The 22,936-nt window shown below is 33.8% G+C and carries 21 protein-coding genes and 1 tRNA gene; 5 read left to right on the plus strand and 17 right to left on the minus strand.

The features are described 5' to 3' along the window. Positions 1 to 349: 349 nt before the first annotated feature. The 12 genes from H3T56_RS02660 to H3T56_RS02715 form a co-directional block, all read right to left on the minus strand. Positions 350 to 583, minus strand: coding sequence for a Pathogenicity locus (locus tag H3T56_RS02660; RefSeq protein ID WP_065650828.1), 234 nt, complete (start codon positions 581 to 583; stop codon positions 350 to 352). A 35-nt stretch (positions 584 to 618) separates the two neighbouring features. After that, positions 619 to 1,131: a ClbS/DfsB family four-helix bundle protein gene (locus H3T56_RS02665; protein WP_065650829.1), complete on the minus strand. Its 513-nt coding sequence runs from the start codon at positions 1,129 to 1,131 to the stop codon at positions 619 to 621. Position 1,132: 1 nt separating this feature from the next. Continuing rightward, positions 1,133 to 1,450, minus strand: coding sequence for a chorismate mutase (locus tag H3T56_RS02670; protein WP_198191931.1), 318 nt, complete (start codon positions 1,448 to 1,450; stop codon positions 1,133 to 1,135). An 84-nt stretch (positions 1,451 to 1,534) separates the two neighbouring features. Then, positions 1,535 to 1,610: transfer RNA gene (locus tag H3T56_RS02675), tRNA-Ala, on the minus strand. 123 nt (positions 1,611 to 1,733) lie between these two features. Beyond that, positions 1,734 to 2,729, minus strand: coding sequence for a protein translocase subunit SecF (gene secF, locus H3T56_RS02680; RefSeq protein ID WP_198191964.1), 996 nt, complete (start codon positions 2,727 to 2,729; stop codon positions 1,734 to 1,736). Positions 2,730 to 2,744: 15 nt separating this feature from the next. Beyond that, positions 2,745 to 4,601 (minus strand): protein translocase subunit SecD, encoded by a 1,857-nt coding sequence (gene secD / locus H3T56_RS02685; RefSeq protein WP_081298790.1) that lies wholly within the window; start codon positions 4,599 to 4,601, stop codon positions 2,745 to 2,747. Between the two features lie 58 nt (positions 4,602 to 4,659). Further along, positions 4,660 to 4,989 carry a preprotein translocase subunit YajC gene (yajC, locus tag H3T56_RS02690; protein WP_065577759.1) on the minus strand — a complete coding sequence of 110 codons (330 nt, stop codon included), beginning with the start codon at positions 4,987 to 4,989 and terminating at the stop codon, positions 4,660 to 4,662. Between the two features lie 182 nt (positions 4,990 to 5,171). Then, complete coding sequence (locus tag H3T56_RS02695) at positions 5,172 to 6,890, minus strand: NADH-quinone oxidoreductase subunit N (protein ID WP_065577760.1); 1,719 nt, start codon at positions 6,888 to 6,890, stop codon at positions 5,172 to 5,174. Between the two features lie 6 nt (positions 6,891 to 6,896). Continuing rightward, complete coding sequence (locus H3T56_RS02700) at positions 6,897 to 8,441, minus strand: NuoM family protein (RefSeq protein ID WP_198191932.1); 1,545 nt, start codon at positions 8,439 to 8,441, stop codon at positions 6,897 to 6,899. Between the two features lie 16 nt (positions 8,442 to 8,457). Beyond that, positions 8,458 to 10,305 carry an NADH-quinone oxidoreductase subunit L gene (locus H3T56_RS02705; RefSeq protein ID WP_110453033.1) on the minus strand — a complete coding sequence of 616 codons (1,848 nt, stop codon included), beginning with the start codon at positions 10,303 to 10,305 and terminating at the stop codon, positions 8,458 to 8,460. Beyond that, the gene (gene nuoK, locus H3T56_RS02710) at positions 10,302 to 10,604 is read right to left on the minus strand and encodes an NADH-quinone oxidoreductase subunit NuoK (protein ID WP_065577763.1); all 303 of its coding nucleotides are present in this window, start codon (positions 10,602 to 10,604) and stop codon (positions 10,302 to 10,304) included. Before nuoK ends, H3T56_RS02705 begins: the two co-directional genes overlap by 4 nt. Before the next feature lies 1 nt (position 10,605). Continuing rightward, positions 10,606 to 11,097 (minus strand): NADH-quinone oxidoreductase subunit J, encoded by a 492-nt coding sequence (locus H3T56_RS02715; RefSeq protein WP_065577764.1) that lies wholly within the window; start codon positions 11,095 to 11,097, stop codon positions 10,606 to 10,608. Positions 11,098 to 11,426: 329 nt separating this feature from the next. Between H3T56_RS02715 and ppc the strand changes: the two genes are divergently transcribed. After that, a complete protein-coding gene (ppc, locus tag H3T56_RS02720) occupies positions 11,427 to 14,069 on the plus strand; it encodes a phosphoenolpyruvate carboxylase (protein WP_198191933.1) in 2,643 nt (880 codons plus the stop codon). A gap of 11 nt (positions 14,070 to 14,080) precedes the next feature. Here ppc and H3T56_RS02725 read toward each other — a convergent pair whose 3' ends face one another. From H3T56_RS02725 to aspS, 5 genes are all read right to left on the minus strand, one after another. Beyond that, the gene (locus tag H3T56_RS02725; protein WP_198191934.1) at positions 14,081 to 15,151 is read right to left on the minus strand and encodes an SEL1-like repeat protein; all 1,071 of its coding nucleotides are present in this window, start codon (positions 15,149 to 15,151) and stop codon (positions 14,081 to 14,083) included. Between the two features lie 114 nt (positions 15,152 to 15,265). Beyond that, positions 15,266 to 16,729 carry a 4-hydroxy-3-polyprenylbenzoate decarboxylase gene (gene ubiD, locus H3T56_RS02730; protein ID WP_110453032.1) on the minus strand — a complete coding sequence of 488 codons (1,464 nt, stop codon included), beginning with the start codon at positions 16,727 to 16,729 and terminating at the stop codon, positions 15,266 to 15,268. Between the two features lie 56 nt (positions 16,730 to 16,785). Then, on the minus strand, positions 16,786 to 17,202 hold the full coding sequence (locus tag H3T56_RS02735) for a hypothetical protein (RefSeq protein ID WP_065650835.1): 417 nt from the start codon (positions 17,200 to 17,202) through the stop codon (positions 16,786 to 16,788). Next, the gene (gene nudB, locus H3T56_RS02740; RefSeq protein WP_065614346.1) at positions 17,199 to 17,666 is read right to left on the minus strand and encodes a dihydroneopterin triphosphate diphosphatase; all 468 of its coding nucleotides are present in this window, start codon (positions 17,664 to 17,666) and stop codon (positions 17,199 to 17,201) included. Before nudB ends, H3T56_RS02735 begins: the two co-directional genes overlap by 4 nt. A 10-nt stretch (positions 17,667 to 17,676) precedes the next feature. Continuing rightward, positions 17,677 to 19,434 carry an aspartate--tRNA ligase gene (gene aspS, locus H3T56_RS02745; protein ID WP_198191935.1) on the minus strand — a complete coding sequence of 586 codons (1,758 nt, stop codon included), beginning with the start codon at positions 19,432 to 19,434 and terminating at the stop codon, positions 17,677 to 17,679. 285 nt (positions 19,435 to 19,719) lie between these two features. Between aspS and H3T56_RS02750 the strand changes: the two genes are divergently transcribed. From H3T56_RS02750 to H3T56_RS02765, 4 genes are read left to right on the plus strand one after another with little or no spacing between them, the layout of a single operon-like run. Then, entirely contained in the window at positions 19,720 to 20,265 is a 546-nt protein-coding gene (locus tag H3T56_RS02750) for a cysteine hydrolase family protein (protein ID WP_086360738.1), read from the plus strand. A 45-nt stretch (positions 20,266 to 20,310) separates the two neighbouring features. Beyond that, positions 20,311 to 21,087: a DUF3100 domain-containing protein gene (locus H3T56_RS02755; protein WP_065650838.1), complete on the plus strand. Its 777-nt coding sequence runs from the start codon at positions 20,311 to 20,313 to the stop codon at positions 21,085 to 21,087. 10 nt (positions 21,088 to 21,097) lie between these two features. Further along, positions 21,098 to 21,547, plus strand: a complete 450-nt coding sequence (locus tag H3T56_RS02760) for a hypothetical protein (protein WP_065577773.1) — start codon at positions 21,098 to 21,100, stop codon at positions 21,545 to 21,547. Between the two features lie 21 nt (positions 21,548 to 21,568). Then, positions 21,569 to 22,888 (plus strand): amidohydrolase, encoded by a 1,320-nt coding sequence (locus H3T56_RS02765; protein ID WP_198191936.1) that lies wholly within the window; start codon positions 21,569 to 21,571, stop codon positions 22,886 to 22,888. Positions 22,889 to 22,936: the final 48 nt, after the last annotated feature.

Genomic DNA, 22,936 nt, shown 5'->3' on the forward strand with positions numbered 1-22,936 from the left:
TTAATAATTTTAACTTGCAATAAGTTGAGTGAATTTCATACAGAAAAAATCGGTAAAAAATTACTCCCTTATATTTCAATTATAAAACAAATGGTTATAATTAGGGTGTTCCCTATATACATAGGGATAAACCGTTTTGGAATTATTTTAAACTATTTTAATGTTTGTGTTCCCTATATACATAGGGATAAACCGCAAAACACAAATTTAATCCCACATATTTTTTGGTGTTCCCTATATACATAGGGATAAACCGGGTAGAGAGTGTCAGGTGCGGTTACCTTGTTGGTGTTCCCTATGCACATAGGGATAAATATAGATTTAGTAATTAGTTAGAATCAAATATTAATTAGCTTTGATTAACCAAAGCCAAAATATTTTGGATGGCTGTTTTAGCTTGATGGCTATTTTTCCAACATGATGATCCCGTTAGTAAAGCACCTTTATTTAATATTTCATCTAAATTGCTATTACGGAGTTTTTCGAAGGAATCTAATTCCATCTGTTGTAATCTTTCAATAATTTTATCGCCAACATATTTAAGTTGTAGCAATTGTTCTTTTTCTAATTCTGAAAAGGCCATTTTTTCTATCCATTTAAAAAATTGTTATGATGTTACTAATGTGAATTTAGTTTTTTCCATTTCCTGATTTTAGTTCTAAAAGATTTAAATGGCGCAACTGAATTAATATGAATAAATCGTGCCACAGGCCATGCTGAAGGATAAGGTTTTGTCCAATTGCGAGCATCTTTAGTAAAAAGCGTATTATCATCTAATGACTCAATCCAACTATTCCAAGTAGTCAGTTTCTGCTTAAATAATTGAATCAGCTCTTGTAATGAATAATTTTGATATATTTTATAAAAATGTTGGTATAATTCACCTAACTGATTCCATTTATATCCTTCCGCTGGCAATACAGGGGTTTGCCCAGCAAGTTCAGCATCATCCCAAGATTTAACAAGATCTAACCATCCTAATTGATAAGCAATCATTTGTGCTGGGGTTCGATCAACACCTTCAATTAATTTATCTTTTTCGGCTTCGCTTAATTCACTGAATTCATCAATAAATAGCTTAGCTGTTTTGTTAATTTCATCTAATAGTTGTTGTTTATTGGCGTAATTCATTTTATTTACCATTATTATTAAAATACTTTAATTCTTCATCAATAAAATATCTAACTAAGTTAGCATACAATTCTTTAATTACATCGCCATTGAGACCTAACTCATCAGCCCAAAGTTTACGTTGCTCAAGCATGCTATTAAAACGTTCTTTAGCTTGCACATCGGTAGTATTTTTTTTGAACTGACTGGCTGCTTTAACATAGTCAAAACGAGTTGCTAGTAATTGAATTACCAGATGATCGATATTATCAATTTCCGCGCGAATATCATTCATATCACGACATTCATTTGCTAAGATATTTGGATTGTATTGAATCATATTTAACGACTAATAATTGCTAGTTTTGCTATCTTAGCACTGTATAAATATTTCTAAAAGGATTTGAATTGCCGAATTTAGAATTGGTGGAGCCAAGGGGGATCGAACCCCTGACCTCAACGCTGCCAGCGTTGCGCTCTCCCAGCTGAGCTATGGCCCCTAAAGGGATGAAAAACTGTGGCTAATAATATGCAACTAGTTAAAGAGTGTCAAATAAATTAATATTATTTGCTCAAAAAAAAAGCTAACAAAGCTCTGTCAGGCTATGACAGAGCTTGAATGATTAACGTAAAATTGCGTTTTGATCCGCGCCTTCTGCTTCAACTTTTGGTGGCATAAAGTGTTCACGTTTCACACCTAATTTAAGCGACATATATGCTGCTACGTAAATTGATGAAATTGTACCTAACACAATACCAACCCCTAATGTTTCAGAGAAACCTTTTAACATTGAACCACCGAAAATATATAAGATAATAACAACGGCTAACGTTGTGCCAGATGTCATTAAGGTTCGATGTAATGTTTGAGTTAATGAGATGTTGATAACATCATATGGCGACGCACGTCGTATTTTTCTAAAATTCTCACGAATTCGATCGAATACAACGATAGTATCATTAAGTGAATAACCAATTATAGATAACATTGCTGCAATAATGGTTAAATCTAATTCACGATCAAAGAGTGATAAATAGCCCGCGGTAATGACGACGTCATGCGCTAATGCTACAACAGCACCAGTACCAAATCGCCATTCAAATCGAAATGCAATATAGATTAAGATACAAATTAATGCTGCACAGATCGCCAAAATACCATCCTGTGCTAATTCAGTACCAACCGTAGGACCAACGAATTCAACTCGCTTAATTTCAGCATTACTATCAATATCTTTATGTACTAAATTAGAGATTTTAGTACCTAATGCATTATCAATTGCAGATGATGCACTACCCTCATTTTGATTAGCGGTTGCTAATCGGATAATAATATCTTTACTGCTGCCATAATACTGAACGACTGGCTCATGATAACCGGCATCACGTAAACTATTACGTAAGTCATCAAGATTTACGGCTTTAGTTACTGTCAGTTCAACTGTGGTACCACCGGTAAAATCCTGTCCCAGATTGAAACCTTTAACAAGAATAACCACAAATGAAGCAACAACCAATAACATTGAGATAACAAAAGCAATGAAGCCAAATTTTAAAAAGTCGAGTACTCTTCGTCCATGATTTAATTCTCTAACATCATGATTTTCTTTTTTATTAATAGTCACAATAAACCTCTAAATTGATAACTTATTGACGCGACGACCACCATAAATAAGATTGGCCAGAGCTCGAGTCCCTACGATCGAGGTAAACATCGATGTTACAATACCGATACCTAATGTAATGGCAAAGCCTTTGATAGAACCTGTACCTACTGCATAAAGAATAATCGCAGTTATTAATGTGGTAATATTGGCATCAAAAATACTACTCCAAGCGCCAGCATAACCTTCGTTAATTGCATGTTGGACACCTCGACCATTACTGAGCTCTTCTTTTATACGCTCATTAATTAAAACATTAGCATCAACCGCCATACCTACAGTTAGTACGATACCGGCAATACCTGGCATACTTAATGTTGCCCCAGGTAATAAAGACATTGCACCAACAATAAGAATTAAGTTTGCAACTAATGCAAGGCTAGCGAATACACCAAATAAACGATATACCACTAACATAAAGATTACCGAAATTAATAATCCCCATACACAAGATTCTAAACCTTGAGTAATATTTTCTTGCCCCATTGACGGACCAACGGTACGTTCTTCAATTATTTGGATCGGCGCAATCAATGCACCTGCTCTTAATAATAGTGATAAGTTTCTAGCTTCATCAACACTACTAATCCCAGTTACTTGGAATCGGTCACTAAAAATACCTTGGATCGTTGCTACATTGATAACTCTCTCTTGTTTTTCAAGAATAGGTTTATCATTTTCATCACGTTTTCCTGTATCTTTATATTCAACAAATAATGTTGCCATTGCTTTTTTCAGATGTTTCTGCGTGAAATCAAGCATAGTTTTGCCGCCAGCACTATCTAAGTTAATAGAAACTTCAGGCTGGCTATATTCATTTACTCTAAATGAAGAATCGGTAATATGATCACCTGTTAATACCACACGTTTATAAAGTAAGACCGGACGACCATTTTCCATATATTTTATTTCAGAACCATATGGAACACGCATTTCACCTTTTAAAATAGCTTCTAAGTCAGTTGAACCATCTTCATTTACTTGTCTAAACTCGAGAGTTGCAGTTGCACCTAAAATTCGTTTAGCTAATGCAGTATCTTGAATACCAGGTAATTCAACAACAATACGATCAGAACCTTGACGTTGAACAATTGGTTCAGCAACACCTAATTGATTAACACGATTACGCAAAATGGTGGTATTTTGTTGTACAGCATCACTTTTAGCTTGTTGTAGCCGCTGTTGGCTAACACTAATAACGATGCTATTTTCACTTTGCGAAGTTAATTCATAATCTTGCAATCCATTAATTTTAGTAATGGCTTTGTTTCGATCTTCTGTATTATCGAATTGCATTAAGATTTGTTGATTACTACTTTTATTTAATGCTTTGTAATTTAGATTATTTTTATTGAACTCTGCTTTTAAATTTTCAATCGATTGTTCTGTCAATTTACTTAACGCAGTAGTCATATCTACTTCCATTAAGAAATGCACACCACCACGCAAATCGAGCCCTAATTTCATGGGTTCGGCACCAATCATTGTTAACCATGATGGTGTTGCAGGCGCTAGATTTAGTGCAACAGTATAATCATCACCTAATTCTTGTGATATTAATTCCTTAGCTTTCAGCTGAGTATCATTATCACTTAAACGAATTAAAATAGATTTATTTTCATAAACTAGTGATTTAGGTTCAATTTGATTTTTCACCAAAAGTTGTTTGACTTTATCTTGCGTAGCAACATTAATTTCGGCACTATTTGAACCTGAAATTTGTATAGCGGGATCTTCACCATAAATATTTGGAAGAGCATAAAGTAGGCCGACGCAAATCACGACGACCAACATAATGTACTTCCACAAAGGATAGCGATTTAGCACGACATATTCTCTTGTGGGATTAGATAATTAATACAATGAATTATAATAGCAAAATCTATTATAATGATTTCATTGTTCCTTTTGGTAATACCGATGTGATGAAGTCACGTTTGATAACAACTTCAGTTGTATCATTTAACTCTAACACAATATAACCATTTTCATTAACTTTTGATACTCGACCAATAAGTCCACCATTAGTTAATACTTCATCACCTTTTGAAATAGAAGCCATTAACTCACGATGTGCTTTAGCACGTTTTTGTTGTGGACGCATAATCATAAAATAGAAAAATAGCCCAAACACCACCAACATAATTGGCATTATGTAATCGCCACCAGGCTGAGCACCATCAGCTGCGTATGCATTAGAAATAAAAAAGTCCATATTGGTCCTCTTAATGAATATAAAAATATTAAAGTGCAGAATTATAACACAATAAATAAATCGATTATTAACTATTTCTTGCCAATATCTTTTAAGTCAACAACAAATATCGCTATTATTAACAATTTTATTCAATTAACTAAATAAATACAGTACCCGCCAACAATGAACCAGCCAAAAAATTAAGTCGTTAAATATTGTGCCATACTAACCAAGTTAAATAACCATTTAGGATAAACACCACATACCATGGTTAATAATGCTGCGATAACAATAAATAATTCACTCACTTTTATATCTTGCCATTTCAATTTAATAATAGAATTATTACTTGAGAAATCATCATGGCTGATAGGTGGCCTAATATAAAGATTAAGAATAAGTCGTGAGTAGAAATATAAACCTATAGTACTACCAATCACTACTGCAGCAATTAACCACCATAATTCAGCCGTCACACCTAATAGTACTAAAAGAAAACGTCCTACAAAACCTGCTGTAAGTGGTGCACCTGCTAGAGATAATAAACCAACTCCCATTGCCAAGGCTAAAATAGGGCGACGCCAAAATAATCCTGAAAGATCAATTTCTTTTTCATGATCTTGTAACTCATTGGAATGGGATTCTAAGCTGATCACGCCTAAAACACAGATGTTGGCAAAAATGTAACCAATTAAATAAACACCTATTGTTTCTAAAGCGAGCACCTGATACTGCACAGCAATTAAAGCCAGTAAAAGATAGCCAAAATGGGCAACTGAGGAATAAGCCAATAACCTTTTTAAGCTACTTTGCATTAATGCCAATAAATTTCCCCATAAAATTGAACAAAAGGCCATGATAACCAAAATAATACGGATTGTTTCATTATTTACTATTGGTGCTAATAAAAATAGTCTGGCAATAGCACAAAACACGGCGACTTTACCTACCGTTGATAGTAGTAATGAAACAACTGTCGGAGCCCCTTGGTAAACGTCAGGTAACCAAAGTTGGAAAGGTACCAGCGAAAGTTTAAAACCAATACCAACTAGCATTAAACAAATACCAATTAATAATAATGTACTTGGATAGGTCATGGTTGATAATTGATAACTTAAACCACTAAATGTCAGCTCGCCAGTCGTAGCATAATAAAAAGCAATACCCATTAACAAAAATGAACTAGCAATGGCAGACAAAATCATATATTTAATCGCAGCTTCTAGCGCATGGGTTTGGATGTATTGATAACCGATTAAGCCAATAAATGGAATCGAAAGTAATTCAATTCCAAGAAAGAATGACATTAAATGACTAGCATAAACTAAAGTGATTCCGCCTAATGTCATAAATAGTAAAATTATATAGAATAATCCATGGTTGATTTCTTCTTGTACAAACCATCGATAAGCTAATGATGCGACCACAATTGAAATGATTAAAATTAAGCTGGTATAAAGTAACCCATAACCATCACAAGTAAATAACGCAGTAACATGATGAGCTCCCCATTCGTTATTAGCATCATTCTGCTGAGTATCATCTACATTAGGTGACGATCCAACCATATCATTATTTTCTGTAACAGACTCGGTAATTTCCGAATTTTCCGAAGTAGTGATTTCTTGTTCTGTAGGTACGGCATCAATAGCTACCGTTTGTTCAGTTGCAGGCGTTTTATCACTAGTATCTAGTGGCGAAGAAACAGATATTTGCATATTGTCACTACTAATATCTGATATTGCTTGGGTATTAAATGAAATTTTATACCCCAAAATTGCTGAGAAAACTAATGCAAAAATTAATCCCGATATGGTTAAAGTAGCACATTTTTTAGTATCTATTTTGAAAATAAATAATGCGATGAGCAAAACTATTATGGCAAAGCTCAATATAAATATTGGCAATAAAGCTATCATAAGTTATTACTCTCCCACTCTTTCAGTAATTATATATTGCAGTGTTTGGTTGACAATAGAATAAGACATATCTAAAACCATTTTTGGATATAATCCAATAAAAATTAATACAATAAGCACACTAGACAATAGAAAAATATCTTTTTTACTCAGCAAGTGTTTTGTAACCGTAATTTTATCAACTACGCCATAAAAAATAGGTTGCATGCGAATAATTAACGATATCGACAATAACAATAATCCAATTGCCAGTAAGATAGTGTAATAAGGATATGAGTTATAACTACCCAATAACATCATATAATTACCAACAAAGTTAGCCGTTCCTGGAATACCTAACACAGCTAACATAAAAAATAGAGTAAAAGAAGACAAATACTTTACTTGCTCTTTTAATCCAACGAATTGATTAATGTTTCGGGTTAAATAACATTCTGCTAACAAACCACTTATTATAAACATACCAACAATAGCTAAATTAACAGCTATCATTTGAATAACAACACCTTGGAAAGCAATAACTGAGCCGCTATAAATAATAGCCGTGACAAATCCCATTAAAGCAATATGGATATAAGCAATCAGCTTCTTAATATCTGTCTGATTAAAAGCAAGTAAAGCGGTATAAAACAACGTACATATAGCCAACACTAAAATAAACGGCATAATTGTTAGCGAAGCATTAGGAAAAAGTGGGATCACAAAACGTAATAAACCAAATGCTGCTGTATTAACTAACAAACCACTTATCATCATCGAACCACTTGTTGACGATTCAATATGTGCTTCAATAAACCAATTATGAAAAGGGATTAAAGGAATACGTATAATAAAAGCAGCTAAAAAGCCTAGCATTAATAAAAATTCGGTATTACTTGAAATCGGCGTATTAGTTAAAATTTGATAATCAAAAGTCCATTTCGCCGTTATGTTCCAGTTGATTAAGGCCAATGATACAATCGATATTAGCATTAGTAGGCTACTTATCTGAGTGTAAATTAAAAATTTGCTAGCACCATTAAAACGTAATTGTGAATTTAAATCTCGTCTGCCCCACAACGAAATTAAAAAATAGATTGGAATAGCTACCGCTTCCCAGAAGAAAAACATTAAAAACAGATCAGTGATTACAAATAACATCATAATGGCTGATGCCATAAATAATACACATAAATAAAATAATCCGACATTATTAAGATTTTCTTTACTAGAATAAACAATAACTAACAATACAACAAAGAGTGTTGAACTAATAACAATCAAAGATAAACCATCTAATACCAAATGAAAATGAATACCAAGTAAAGGGATCCAATCAATATTAACTTCTTTAATCCAGTTTGGACTTTGTTCTAAAGAACTGCTTGCATCTGCCCATAAAACAATTACCAAAATAAACGTGATTAATATGGTTATAAGAGCAATCATCATTGGTAAACGTTGCCAACGCAACTGTATATCGGTTGAAGTCATGATTCTCTGTAAAAATACATGACAAAGCCAACCAATAAATCCGCCAATTACAGGTAAGAAAACAAGCCATAACAACATTAAGTTCACACCTTTATCAAATAAAAATCAATAACATTAATATAATAATGCTACCTATTACCATTGAAACCATATACCATCTTATTTGTCCGTTTTCTAAACTGACAATATAAGCATTTATTTTCTTTATCCCCCACATAATCCAATCATCCCATAAGGCTAATGGATCCTTTTTCAATAAGTTTGCTAAATAAATATATGGTTTTACAAAAACATTATTTAACAAATAGTCAAATCGCCAATCACTTTTACATAATTTTCCTAACGATTTGATCATCGGAGTATTGATAATTTCATGAACTTCAGCGTTCGGATGAGCATAAAGAATATAGGCAATGACTAAACTTAATAAGGTTACTGCACACAGCAGTATTCTAAATGGGATCTGACCTTGCGTATCTAAATTAGCTATTGGGATTATCCCTTTTATCGGCAATGGCAAGTAAATAAACAGTGCCGTAGTAAATATCAATAAGATAAAAAGCGGATAATAATTTATTTTTCTGATTCTTATTATCTTTTCAATTTTAATTGAATGATGGAAAACCAAAAATATCAACCGCCAAATACATAAACTAGACAATAAAATACCTAATAAGCCGATAGTACCGGCCATTAAGCTATCTTGAGCCATTAATCCCCAAATAATATCACCTTTAATATAAAATGATGCTGACACCCACGGTAAGGCACTAAGTGATAACATGATTACTAAGAAGATTGCATATAAAACTCGATTAGACTTTAACAAGCCACCAAGTTTATTGATGTCTCGTTCACCTTGGCACTGTTTGATTAAAATTGCAGAAGCAAGAATGAGTAATGTGCTAGTTACAGCATAATTAATCAAACAACTTAATGACAAATTCCAGCTCTGGGTCGAAAATGCATAAAATAGATAACTTATTTGCGCTAAATTGATATAAGTTATAATCTGTTTTATATCATTTTGAACCAAAGCAATACTACTGGCAAAAATAACAGTCAAAGAAGCAAATAAAAGCATTATATTAAGCGTATCACTTGACATCATAAACAGATTGCTTAGTCTTAAGACCAGATAAACACCAGCAAATATAACAGTAGAAGATTGCAATAACGCAACCGCTGGCATCGGTGCTAGTGTTGTTTCTTTGAACCATGAATGCATTGGGAAAAGCGCAGATTTACTCATAGCGCCAAGAAATAACATTAACGTAATCCAAAAAATAATATCTGAATCAACAGCTAAATCATTATGCGCTTTTATTAAAATATCGCTAATTTTTAATGTTTCTAAAGTCTGATAAAGTAAGAATATACCTATGATTAGAAAAATATCAGTTAAATGCATCATAACAAATGCTTTAACGGCAGCATAACTATTGCGAGCTTGTTTGTAGTAGATACCAATAAGTAAGTAAGTACTTATACTCACCCCTTCCCAACCAAGTAACATCACAAACAAATTATCAACAAGAACAACCGTTAACACACTTGCTATAAGTAAATTGCTATATGCATAAAAAGTATAAATATCTTTTCTCGATTTTAAATAACAGGCGGCAAAAAAATAAATCAATAAACCAAAGAATGATATTAATACTAAGAATGTTAGTGATAAGCCATCTAGTGTTAAAGATATAGGAACTTCAAAATCACCGACTGAAAACCAAGTCCATAAATTTCTTGTATAAACCAATGTCATATCAGGAACAGTATTGGTAGTAAAATCAATACAAGAAAATATTGTTATTAATCCAACAAGAAACATCGTACAAATCCCGATTAACATAACATTAATGGATTGTATTTGTCGCCCAAAACAGACTAATATCAAGAAAGATAGTAATGGAACAATGATAGTTAAATAAAGTAAATTCATCCTTTCATTTCACTCAATGAGTCAATATTAAAGTTTTTACGTCGATAAATTAATTTTACCAGTAAAGCAAGCCCGACAGATATTTGAGCTAATACCGCCGTTACCGCTAATATAGCAAGCACCTCTCCATCAGATTGCTGCCAATAACTACTTGCAACAAAAAGTGCTGCAATGGCTCCATTATTCATGATGACAAGACTTAACAATAAGAAGTAGAGATTACGTCTAATCATTACCCCTAAAAGCCCTATTACAAATAAGATAGAGGCAAAAATCAAACCATACATAAGTGGTATCACATTATTTCTCCGACAGCATTCGATGCATAAAATGATAAGATATAACTGCAGCACCTAATAATAAAAATGTAGCTAACTCAGCCATTAATACATAAGCATAGATTGACATTTGGTGCATCAATTCATGAGATTCCGTGAACTGTGTATAGTCAGTGCTTACTACGCCATAAATAAGAACAACTAATAAAATAAACGCTAAAACTAATGGTCCTAGCCAAATTTTGGGACTGATACCATGTTTACCATTTTCAACATTGTCACGACGCATTTCGAGCATTAAAGAAACAGCCCTAAACAGAATGACAGCTCCACCAATAAAAAAAAGAATATATAAAACAGCCGAAATATATGTTTCAAGGAGAATAAATATTAATGCTGATGCAAAAAGTGATATAGCCAGATATAAAATTGCTTTTTCTACTCGCCGACAAAAAATCACTTTTATACTTGCAAAAACAGCAATTATCGATGCGATATAAAAAACAACGATCATTAATTCATCCAATACTTATTCATAATGACATTAGTATATACTTAATTGACAACAATATACAGTTTACTAACGCAGTGTTAATACAAAAAAGTCTTTCTAAATAAAATTTTAACTTTTCATAATAGTAAGAATATTTATTTAGCAAATATAATAAAAACAATAGAAATAATAAAATCCATAAAATTTTATTATTTAAATTCAATACAACATTGTTATAAAGTATGTATCCTGAGCAATTAATCTATATTTATACCTTTTTCTTTAAATTGTCATTTTAATCATACAGTTTAAACGCACTTAGGCAAAAATATAAACAAGTAGAGAATAGAATGAATAATCAATACTCATCAATGCGAAGTAACGTCAATATGTTAGGCACCCTATTAGGCGATGCAATTAAACGCGCAACAGGTAATGAAACTTTCGATTTAGTCGAAAAAATCCGTCAGTTATCCAAATCGGCGCAACAAGGAAATAAACAAGCGCATAATGAATTACTTAAGTTAATTGAGAATCTTAATGATCAAGATCTACTTCATGTTGCACGTGCATTCAACCAGTTTTTAAATTTAGTTAACACTGCTGCAGAGTATTATGGTATTTCGCCTCATGGCGAAGCATCAAGTAGTCCTAAAAAGATGACTGAATTATTTAAATCACTTAAAAACTTAAATTTTGCCCCTCAGACTATTTCACAAGCGATTGATAATTTATCTATTGAGTTAGTACTTACTGCTCATCCAACGGAAATCAATCGCCGCACAATGATTAATACTTATACCGCAATTAATAGTTGTTTATCACAACTTGACCATAATGATTTAGCCGATTATGAAAAAGAACGGATTATGCGTCGTTTAAAACAGCTCGTTTGCCAAGCATGGTATACCGACGAAATTCGTAAAAAACGCCCTACACCTCTTGATGAAGCTAAATGGGGATTTTCGGTTATTGAAGATAGTTTATGGGAAGGTGTTCCTCTATTTTTACGTGAGTTCAATGATCAACTAGTTGATTCATTTAATGAAGAGCTATCCGTTGAACATGTACCAGTTAAATTTACCTCATGGATGGGCGGAGATCGAGATGGCAATCCAAATGTCACAGCTAAGGTGACAGAAAAGGTCATGTTACAAGCCAGATTAAAAGCAATTGAATTATTTTTAGCGGATATTCAGATTCTAGTTCGTGAATTATCCATGACAGAATGTAGTCAATCGGTTATTGATTTATTAAACGAACAAAATAAAACTGCATCAGAGCCTTACCGAGCCGTAATGAAACAACTACGATCTCGTTTAGTTAAAACCCACGGTTATATCATTTCACTATTAAACAATGAGCAAGTTTTAGCGCCAGCCGATCTTTTGACTAAAAATGAACAATTATGGACACCACTTTATATCTGTTATGAATCTTTAATAGAGAATGGCATGTCAACTATTGCTCATGGGCCATTATTAGATACATTAAGACGTATTAAAAGCTTTGGATTGCAATTAGTTCGATTAGATATTCGTCAAGATAGTTCTATACACACAGAAGCATTAGACGCTTTAACTAAAGAACTTAATTTAGGTAGTTATGCCTCATGGACAGAAGAAGAAAAACAGGAATTTTTATTAGCTGAATTACAATCTAATCGACCATTACTTCCTTATAATTGGCAACCTGATGAAATGGTTCAAGAAGTGTTAGATACCTGCCGAGTTATCAAAAAAGCTGGTGAGGAATCAATTGCTTCTTATGTAATTTCAATGGCCAAAGCACCTTCTGATATCTTGGCCGTTTATTTACTTCTAAAAAGTGTTGATTGCCAAAAAAATATTCCTGTTGCGCCATTATTTGAAACCTTAGAAGATTTAAATAATGCTAAATCTGTTATGCAAAAACTTTTAGATATTCCTTGGTATCGTGAAAAGATCAATGGCAAACAGATGGTAATGATTGGCTATTCAGATTCTGCGAAAGATGCAGGAACACTTGCTGCGTCATGGGCACAATATCGGTCACAAGAAGAATTAGTCAATTTGTTTGAAAAATATAATATTAACTTAGTATTATTCCATGGTCGTGGTGGTTCAATTGGACGTGGTGGTGCACCAGCTCATGCGGCTTTACTTTCACAACCACCAGGATCACTTAAAGGTGGTTTACGTGTTACAGAACAAGGCGAGATGATTAGATTTAAGCTTGGTTTACCTGAGGTTGCACTTAGTAGCTTAATGCTTTATGCATCAGCGATTTTACAAGCAAATTTACTTCCACCTCCAGAGCCTAAGCAAGTCTGGCGAGATATTATGGATGAAATGTCAGATTATTCTTGCCAATGCTATCGAAGCTATGTTCGAGAAAAAGCTGAATTTGTTGATTATTTTAGAGCAGTTACACCAGAAGCAGAACTAGGTAGATTACCATTAGGTTCCCGTCCACAAAAACGTCGAACAGGTGGTGGAATTGAGAGCCTACGTGCAATACCATGGATTTTTGCTTGGACTCAAAACCGTTTAATGGTGCCTTCATGGCTTGGTGCAGGTAGTGCACTTAGAGTTGTTATCCTTGAAGGTAAAAAAGAGCAATTGCAAGATATGTATCATAATTGGCCATTTTTTAATGCTCGTTTAGGAATGCTAGAAATGGTTTATGCCAAAGCAGCACCAAATATTCATGAATATTATGAACAACGTCTAGTTTCCTCTACATTATGGCCATTAGGTGATGAATTAAGAAATTTATTAACTGAAGATATCAATACTGTACTAACCATCACGGATGATATTAGCTTAATGGCTGACTTACCATGGATTGCCGAGTCAGTCGCATTGCGTAATACTTATATTGAACCACTTAACTTATTGCAAGCCGAATTATTGAGTCGTTCTCGTAAAAATAATGATGAAAATAGTATTGTTGAACAAGGATTAATGATAACAATTTCAGGTATTGCAGCAGGAATGCGAAATTCAGGATAATAAAAAAGGGCTTATTCGCCCTTTTTATTTTGAGAAAGTTGTTCCAAATATGCTTTAGCATCTTCATCACCTTGCTCGCTAGCTTTGGTGAACCAATAAATAGCTACATTAATATTTTGTTTAACATCCTGACCTTCAAGGTATTTAATAGCTAAATTATATTGAGCATCAACACTTCCTTGATTGGCGGCTTTATTATACCAATCTATAGCTTTTTGTTCGTCTTTAGGGACCCCACCACCGACATCATACATAACAGCAATATTATATTGGGCATCAGCATTACCACCCTCGGCTGCTTTAGTAAACCAATGAGCTGCTTGAGTATTATCTGGTCTTGTCCCCGAGCCAGTTGCATACATAATACCTAAATTATACATGGCTAATATATGGCCACGTTCTGCAGCTTGCGTATAAAAATAAAGTGCAGCAACATAATCCTGAGTTAAACCATCACCATTTTGAGACATTAATCCTAAATAATATTGTGCTTCAGCATTATTATCTTTTGCAGCTTGACTAAACCAATCAGCAGCAATCATTCGATCTTTTTCTACATCATCACCAAAAAAGTACATAATACCCAGATTTAAATAGGCATCATAAATACCTTGATCGCCTGCTTGGGTAAAATAATTAATCGCAGCAGAAATATCTTTAGCAACTCCTTCACCATTTTTATACATTAACGCCAAATTATATTTAGCTAAAGGATAATTCTGATCAGCTGCCAATTTAAAAAATTTGAATGCTTCAGATAAATTCGCTTTGGTTCCTAATCCATTTTGATACATATAAGCTAAATTATTTTGTGCTTTAGCTAATCCTTGTTCCGCAGCTTTATTGAACCAAAAAAATGCTTTTAAATCATTAACTTCAACACCTAACCCTTGTTTATAAATGGTACCGAGATTATATTGTGATTGCATATCACCCTTTTCAGCAGCAAGCAATAAAGAAGGTATTAGTGAACCTGGGTCGCTCACTTTTAATTCCGTATCAGGCTGTGTTTTAGCTTCACTTGCCATTACTCCATAAGAGATAAATAACATCAAAGCCAATATAATTTGAAGTTTTTTCATAATTGTCTAAATGCCATAATATTGGCAATAATTATACATAATTGCTCCAAAAGGGAATAGTTTTGTTTTGCAATTAACTTTATCCATTATTTTCCCATTAATTAGTTAAATATATTACAAACCAAGTTCCTGCCAAATTTTATCAACATGGGCAACCACTTTTTCATCTTTAGTAATAATGCTTCCCCATTCTCGATTTGTTTCACCCTGCCACTTATTTGTAGCATCCAATCCCATTTTAGACCCTAAGCCAGATACAGGTGAAGCGAAGTCTAGATAATCAATTGGCGTATTATCAACAAATGTAGTATCTCGGTGTGGATCCATTCTTGTTGATATAGCCCACATAACATCTTTCCAATCCCTTGCATTAATATCATCATCACAAACAATAATAAATTTAGTATACATAAATTGTCTTAAATAGGACCAAATACCCATCATGACTCTTTTGGCATGCCCTGGATATTGTTTTTTGATTGTGACAATAGCAATTCGGTAAGAACATCCCTCAGGTGGAAGATAAAAATCAACAATTTCAGGAAATTGTTTTTGTAATATTGGAATAAACACTTCATTTAATGCTAATCCCATTACTGCCGGTTCATCTGGTGGCCTACCAGTATAAGTGGAATGATAAATGGCATCTTTGCGTCGAGTTAGATGAGTCACAGTAAACACGGCAAATTTTTCAACTTCATTATAATAACCAGTATGATCACCGTAAGGGCCTTCAGCAGCTAGTTCGTTGGGATCGATATAACCTTCGAGAATAATTTCAGCTGTCGCTGGCACTTCTAATTCATTTGATAATGACTTAACAACTTCTGTTCGACTATTTCGTAACAATCCTGCAAAAGCGTATTCTGATAATGTATCTGGCACTGGCGTAACGGCACTTAATATAGTGGCTGGATCTGCGCCTATTGCGATACTAACTGGAAAATTTTCATTTGGATGAGATTTTTGCCATTCAGCAAAATCAAGCGCACCACCACGATGTGATAACCAACGCATGATTAATTTATTTTTACCCAATAATTGTAAGCGATAAACACCAATATTTTGACGCTCTTTATGAGGACCTTTGGTTATTGTTAACCCCCAAGTTACGAGTGGGGCTACATCTCCTGGCCAGCAATGCATAATAGGTAATTGAGTTAAATCGACTTCATCATCTTTAAAAATTAATTCCTGACAAGGTGCTGAAGAACGACGCTTTACCGGCATATTAAGAACTTGTTTATATTTAGGCAAAACATCAAAAAATTGTCGAATACCTTTCGGTGGTTCAGGCTCTCGTAAAAAAGCGAGCAATTCGCCAATTGCTCGCAATTCTGTAGTTTCTTCTCGCCCCATCGCCATAGCAACTCGTTTAGCCGTACCAAAAAGATTACACAACACTGGGATTTTATAACCAATTGGATTTTCGAACAATAATGCCGGACCTTGTGAACGTAATACACGATCAGCGATTTCTGTCATTTCAAGATGAGGATTAACCGGATAACTAATTCGTTTCAGTTCGCCTTGCTGTTCAAGGTAATCTAAAAAATCCCGAAAATTAGATAATGCCATTATTGCTCCTTTCAACTCTAAATTACATTAATCAAATACAAGCTGATAAATATTAATTAATCTGCATCGAAATTTTCACTATATATAGGAACTTCTTTGATCTGATTACACCCAACAATTTTAGGTAATAAAATTTGAAACTGTTGCTGATCAATTTCAGTAAATTTATTTTGATCTACTTGATAAAATAAATAATCTTCAGTTTTATTATCAGTTTGAATCGAAGCTAACCAATAATTACGATCATCACTATTTTCATTGGCGAAAATTTTAATAATACTATTTTCTCGTTTCTCGGGTTGATTATGTAATTTATAATCGATGATTTTTTCGGCGATTTGAGAATCATACTCATCAAAAATGATGTAGTCACCTTGATTAACTTTGCACCTTTTTATATTTATCTCAGCATAACTGTTTGATATTAGAAAGGATAAACTAAACAACAAAAAGATATATTGATTAAATTTCATTTTTGATCTCTTAAATTAATTTTCTCAATTGAACCAATTTTACCAATAGCCTCACCATTATTTGGTGATACAGTAAGATTGGCTGCACTATTTATAGTTAACCATTGATAAGATAAATGTTCAGTAAGTACTGGCGTTACCTCATCACAAAGAGGTAAATAAAACCAATGCTCTTTATTTATCTTTACTTCTGGTGCATACCGATATCTAAACTGAGGGAAAATTTCAAATTCAACCACATGTTTTGCATCAATTAATTTAAGATTTTTTCCATTAATATCTATACCGGTCTCTTCAAAAACCTCACGAATTGCCGTATCCCTAGGCAATTCATTTTTTTCCAAACTACCTGTAACTGATTGCCAAAAATTAGGATCATCTTTACGTTGCAACATAAGAACTCGCTGAGTGCTTTTACAATAAATAACAACTAAAACTGACTCAGGGTTCTTATACTTTTGCATATAAATACCGTTACTTTTGACTCACTTCAATACCAAGTTCCTTTAACGCTGCTGGATTAGCTGGACTAGGTGCATCAGTTAACAAACATGTTGCTGCAGTTGTTTTTGGAAAAGCAATAACATCACGGATATTATCAGTTCCAGTTAATAGCATAGTTAATCTATCTAAGCCAAAGGCTAAACCTGCATGCGGTGGTGTACCATATTTTAGTGCATCAAGTAAGAAGCCAAATTTTTCACGCTGATCATCTTCATTAATACCTAAAATTGAAAAGACAGCTTGTTGCATTTCGCTTCGATGAATACGTACAGAACCACCACCTACTTCATAACCATTAATAACCATATCGTATGCATTAGCTACCGCATTTTGAGGATTATTAATTAATTGCTCTGGCGTGAAATCCTTCGGTGATGTGAATGGATGATGCATAGCACTTAAGCCTTCCTCTGTTTCTTCAAACATTGGGAAATCAACAACCCAAAGTACTGCCCATTTATTCTCATCAGTTATACTTAAATCTTTACCGACTTTCAAACGTAAAGCCCCTAATGCATCACTAACAACTTTATAACTATCTGCACCAAATAGTAAAATATCGCCATCTTTAGCATCAGCACGATTGAGTAATGCTTCCATTTGAGATTCATTAAAGAATTTAGCTACTGGGCTTTGTACACCTGCTAAACCTTTGTTACGTTCATTAACTTTGATCCACGCCATACCTTTAGCGCCATATACCGAGATAAATTGCGTATAATCATCTAATTGTTTGCGTGTTAATTGTGCACCATTTGGTACGCAAAGTAGCGCAACTCGACCTTTTGGATCATTCGCTGGTGTTGAAAATACTTTAAAATCAATATCTTTTACTAAATCAGCCACATCAATAATTTCCAGTGGATTACGTAAATCTGGTTTATCACTACCAAATCGTCGCATTGCTTCAGCAAAAGTTAATATTGGAAAACGACCTAAATCGATATTTTTTACATGTAACCAAAGTTCGCGAATCATTTTCTCCATAATTTCACGCACTTGTTCAGCACTCATAAAAGAGGTCTCAACATCAATTTGGGTAAATTCAGGTTGGCGATCAGCACGAAGATCTTCGTCACGAAAACATTTAACAATTTGATAATAGCGATCAAAGCCTGACATCATTAGCAGCTGTTTAAATAACTGTGGCGATTGTGGCAATGCATAAAACTCACCATTATGAACACGACTTGGTACAAGATAATCTCGAGCCCCTTCAGGTGTTGCTTTGGTTAACATTGGTGTTTCGATATCTAAAAAGCCATGTTCATTCATGAAAGAACGAACAAATGCGGTAATTTGGGCTCGAGTTTTGAAAATGGTAGACATTTCTGGTCGACGCAAATCAATATAGCGATATTTTAAACGTTGTTCTTCACTGTTGTTTTGATTAAAATCAAGAGGTAAGACATCACTACGATTGAAAATAGTCAGCTCAGTAGCCAAAATTTCAACTTCGCCAGTTGCCATATCTTTATTAACTTGACCTTCAGGTCTTGCTCTTACTTTACCTTTAATTTGAATACAAAATTCATTACGTAATTCGCCAGCTAATTCGTGTGCTTGTGGGTAATCAGGATCAAAAAAAACTTGCACAATTCCTTCACGATCACGCATATCAATAAAAATCATTCCACCTAAATCTCGGCGTTTATTGACCCATCCACATAGTGTGACTTCTTGATTAATATAACTTGCGTTTATTTGTCCGCAATAAATTGTTCTCATTAAATATATCCTGTGTACAATTGTCAAAAATGATAATTATTATAGAGCAATTTATCGGGGGATAAAGACTATCTATAAAAATAATCCTTATTTAATTTATTTATACTCAGTTTATGATAATAATTTTAATTTATATAATCATTTGTAAATTTATTTAAATTCAATAAGATAATTAATCAAAATACATCTTTTATAAATAAATTTGAAAAATGATTAATTTAATAACTTGTCATATCTGATATTTATTAATAAGCTTTAGGATTATTTAAATGTTGTTTATTGGATATGAAAGCTTTAATTTCAATTGATTATACTAATGATTTCATTGCTGATAATGGAGCTTTAACAACCGGTTCCGTAGGTCAACAAATTGAATCAGAAATGATAAACATAACTCAATCATTTATTAACAATAATGAATTTATCGTTTTTGCTATTGATGCTCATGAACCTTTAGATAAATACCATCCGGAAAATTCGCTATTTCCCCCTCACAATCTTGTTGGGACTGTTGGCCAACAATTATTTGGTAAATTACAGCAACTTTACCAACAACACCGATATTCAGACAATATCTACTGGATCAATAAACGTCACTACTCAGCATTTTGTGGTACGGATCTTGACCTCCGTTTACGCGAAAGACATATCACTGAAATCCATCTGATTGGCGTTTGTACTGATATTTGTATTTTACATACGGCTGTAGATGCCTATAACTTAGGTTATAAATTAGTTATTCATCAAAATGCTGTTGCAAGCTTTGATCCTATTGGCCATCAATGGGCTTTAAAACACTTTCAAAATACCTTAGGAGCAACAATAGTATAAGAAGTGCAGTGTAAAAATAGATAAAAAAATGAAGAAGGAGCAAGAATGGAAGTTTTACGAGACTATAAATTGCATTTAATTGCCTTTTTAGTAGTAATTATTTGTGAGCTTATCGGCAGACAAACTATATGGATTATTGCTGTTTATCCAATGCTATATGCAATGATTTTTGGTGGCATTATTAGCTTCCCAAAACTAAAAATATTAACCAATAAAAATATGCAAAATGCAAGTCTTGTTATGATGGTTACATTAATTCTACTTGTCGCAAAACTTGGTGTAGCTGTAGGCCCGAAAATTGATATGATTTTAGAAGATGCCAAACTAGCCCTAATTTTTCAAGAATTAGGTCATTTTGCCGGAACCATTTTACTGGGCCTACCATTAGCAATGATCTTAGGTATGAAACGAGAAGCTGTTGGGGCTACTTATTCGGTAGCTCGCGAACCTAATATCGCCATAGTTGCAGATAAATATGGTTTAGATTCACCCGAAGGTCGAGGTGTTATGGCTATGTATGTCTGCGGTACTCTTTATGGTGCGATTTGGATGAGTATTCTTGCCAGCTTAATAGCAAAATTGAACATTCTACACCCATATGCGCTAGCAATGGGAGCTGGTGTAGGTAGTGGAAGTATGATGGCAGCCTCACTTGCACCAATAAGCGATTTATATCCTGACTTATCAGAAAACATTAATGCTTATGCTACCACAGCGAATTTAATGTCGGGAATGGTGGGTATGTATATTTACACACTATTTTCTTTGCCTTTCGCTTCTTTTATGTATAACACTTTAGACCGTTTTCGACGCAAAAAATAAGGATGTCATAATGAAGATTTTCGAGACGATTTTTGTATTTATTTTAGTTGCCATTATTATGGCAGCTGGTAACACTGTGGGATATAAAATTGATTTGATTTCATCGCTTGAAGCAGTAGCGATGCTAGTTATTATCTCTATTGTAGGGCTGTTAATAAGTAAGTTACCCGGATTTAATAAATTACCGGTAATTTTATGGGTATCTGTGGTTGCAGCTATCATGTCAGCACCAATATTCCCATACCATCAAGAAATTGTTGCAATTACTGATCAAGTGTCATTACTTGCAGTTTGTACGCCTATACTTGCTTATGCAGGATTAGCTATCGGTAAAGATCTTGCGTTATTTAAAAATATCTCTTGGCGCATTATTCCCGTATCTTTAGCTGTTTTTTCTGGTACATTTATTTTTGCAGCTATAATTGCTCAAGTCACACTACACTGGGAAGGCGTTATCTAAATTTAGATAAGGATTTTATTTATGACAAAAGAAGAACTAAAGAAAAAAGTTTGCGATGCAATTGCAAATCGAAAAGCAGATATCAAGTCAATTGCCGAGGCAATTTGGTCAGAACCAGAGCTTGGCTATAAAGAACACAAAACGGCTAAAAAAGTAGAAGATGCTTTTGAGAAATTAGGTGTTCCTTTTAAAAATAAATTAGCCTTAACCGGGGTAAAAGGTCGTCTTAAAGGCGGTAAAGATAGCAAATATAGTATAGCGGTTATTGGTGAGCTTGATGCGATTATTTGTGCTGACCACCCTGCTGCTGATGAAACATCAGGTGCGGCTCACTGCTGTGGACATAATGCGCAAATCGCTAATATGATGGCTGTCACTATGGGACTAATTGACTCAGGTGCAATGGAATTTTTAGCTGGTGATGTAGTACCATTTGCCGTTCCAGCCGAAGAATATGTTGAAATTACGTATCGAAATCGATTAATAGAAGAAGGTAGGATTAAATATATTGGAGGCAAACCAGAATTAATTTCTCGCGGTGATTTTGATGATGTTGATATGGCATTACAAATACATTTAACCAGTGTTCCAAATGAACGCCAAGATGGTTTTATTGAGATCTCAACTACAAGCAATGGCTTTATTGGTAAACTAATTAAATATAAAGGTGAAGCATCCCATGCTGCCGCAGCTCCTCATGCTGGTGTAAATGCATTAAATGCAGCTATGATGGGAATGATGGGTGTACATGCTATCCGTGAAACATTTCAAGAAAAAGATTATATTCGTTTTCATCCAATTATTACCCAAGGTGGTGATTTAGTAAATGTTGTACCAAGCGATGTAAGAATGGAAAGTTATGTGCGAGCAGGTAATGTACCAGCCATGATTGACGCTAATGAAAGAATTAATCAAGCACTAAAGGCAGGAGCAATGGCTGTTGGTGCTACTTGTGAAATTAAAGATCTTCCAGGTTATCTGCCGTTAAATAATAATCCAACACTGAATGATTTTCTAAAACAAAATGCTGAAAATTTAATTGGTGAAGAAAATGTTTCAATTGCACCTCATATGACAGGAAGTACCGACACAGGTGATCTATCGCATATTATGCCAGTAAGTCATCCTTGGATTGGTTCGGTTAGAGGCGTGTTACATGGCAAAGATTACACTGTATTTGATGAAGATATGGCTTATATTCGCCCTGCACAAATGATGGCATGTACCATTATTGATCTACTTTATGATGATGCGAAATCAGCTCAAACATTAATGACAAATTACCAACCACTTATGACAAAAGAAGAATATTTAACATTCCTATCTGGTTTTGATAAATAAAGTTAAAAACTTGGCACAATCATGTGCCAAGTTTTTGTTATACTATAC

The sequence above is a fragment of the Gilliamella sp. W8123 genome (genome assembly GCF_016101085.1).
Lineage (GTDB): Bacteria > Pseudomonadota > Gammaproteobacteria > Enterobacterales > Orbaceae > Gilliamella > Gilliamella apis.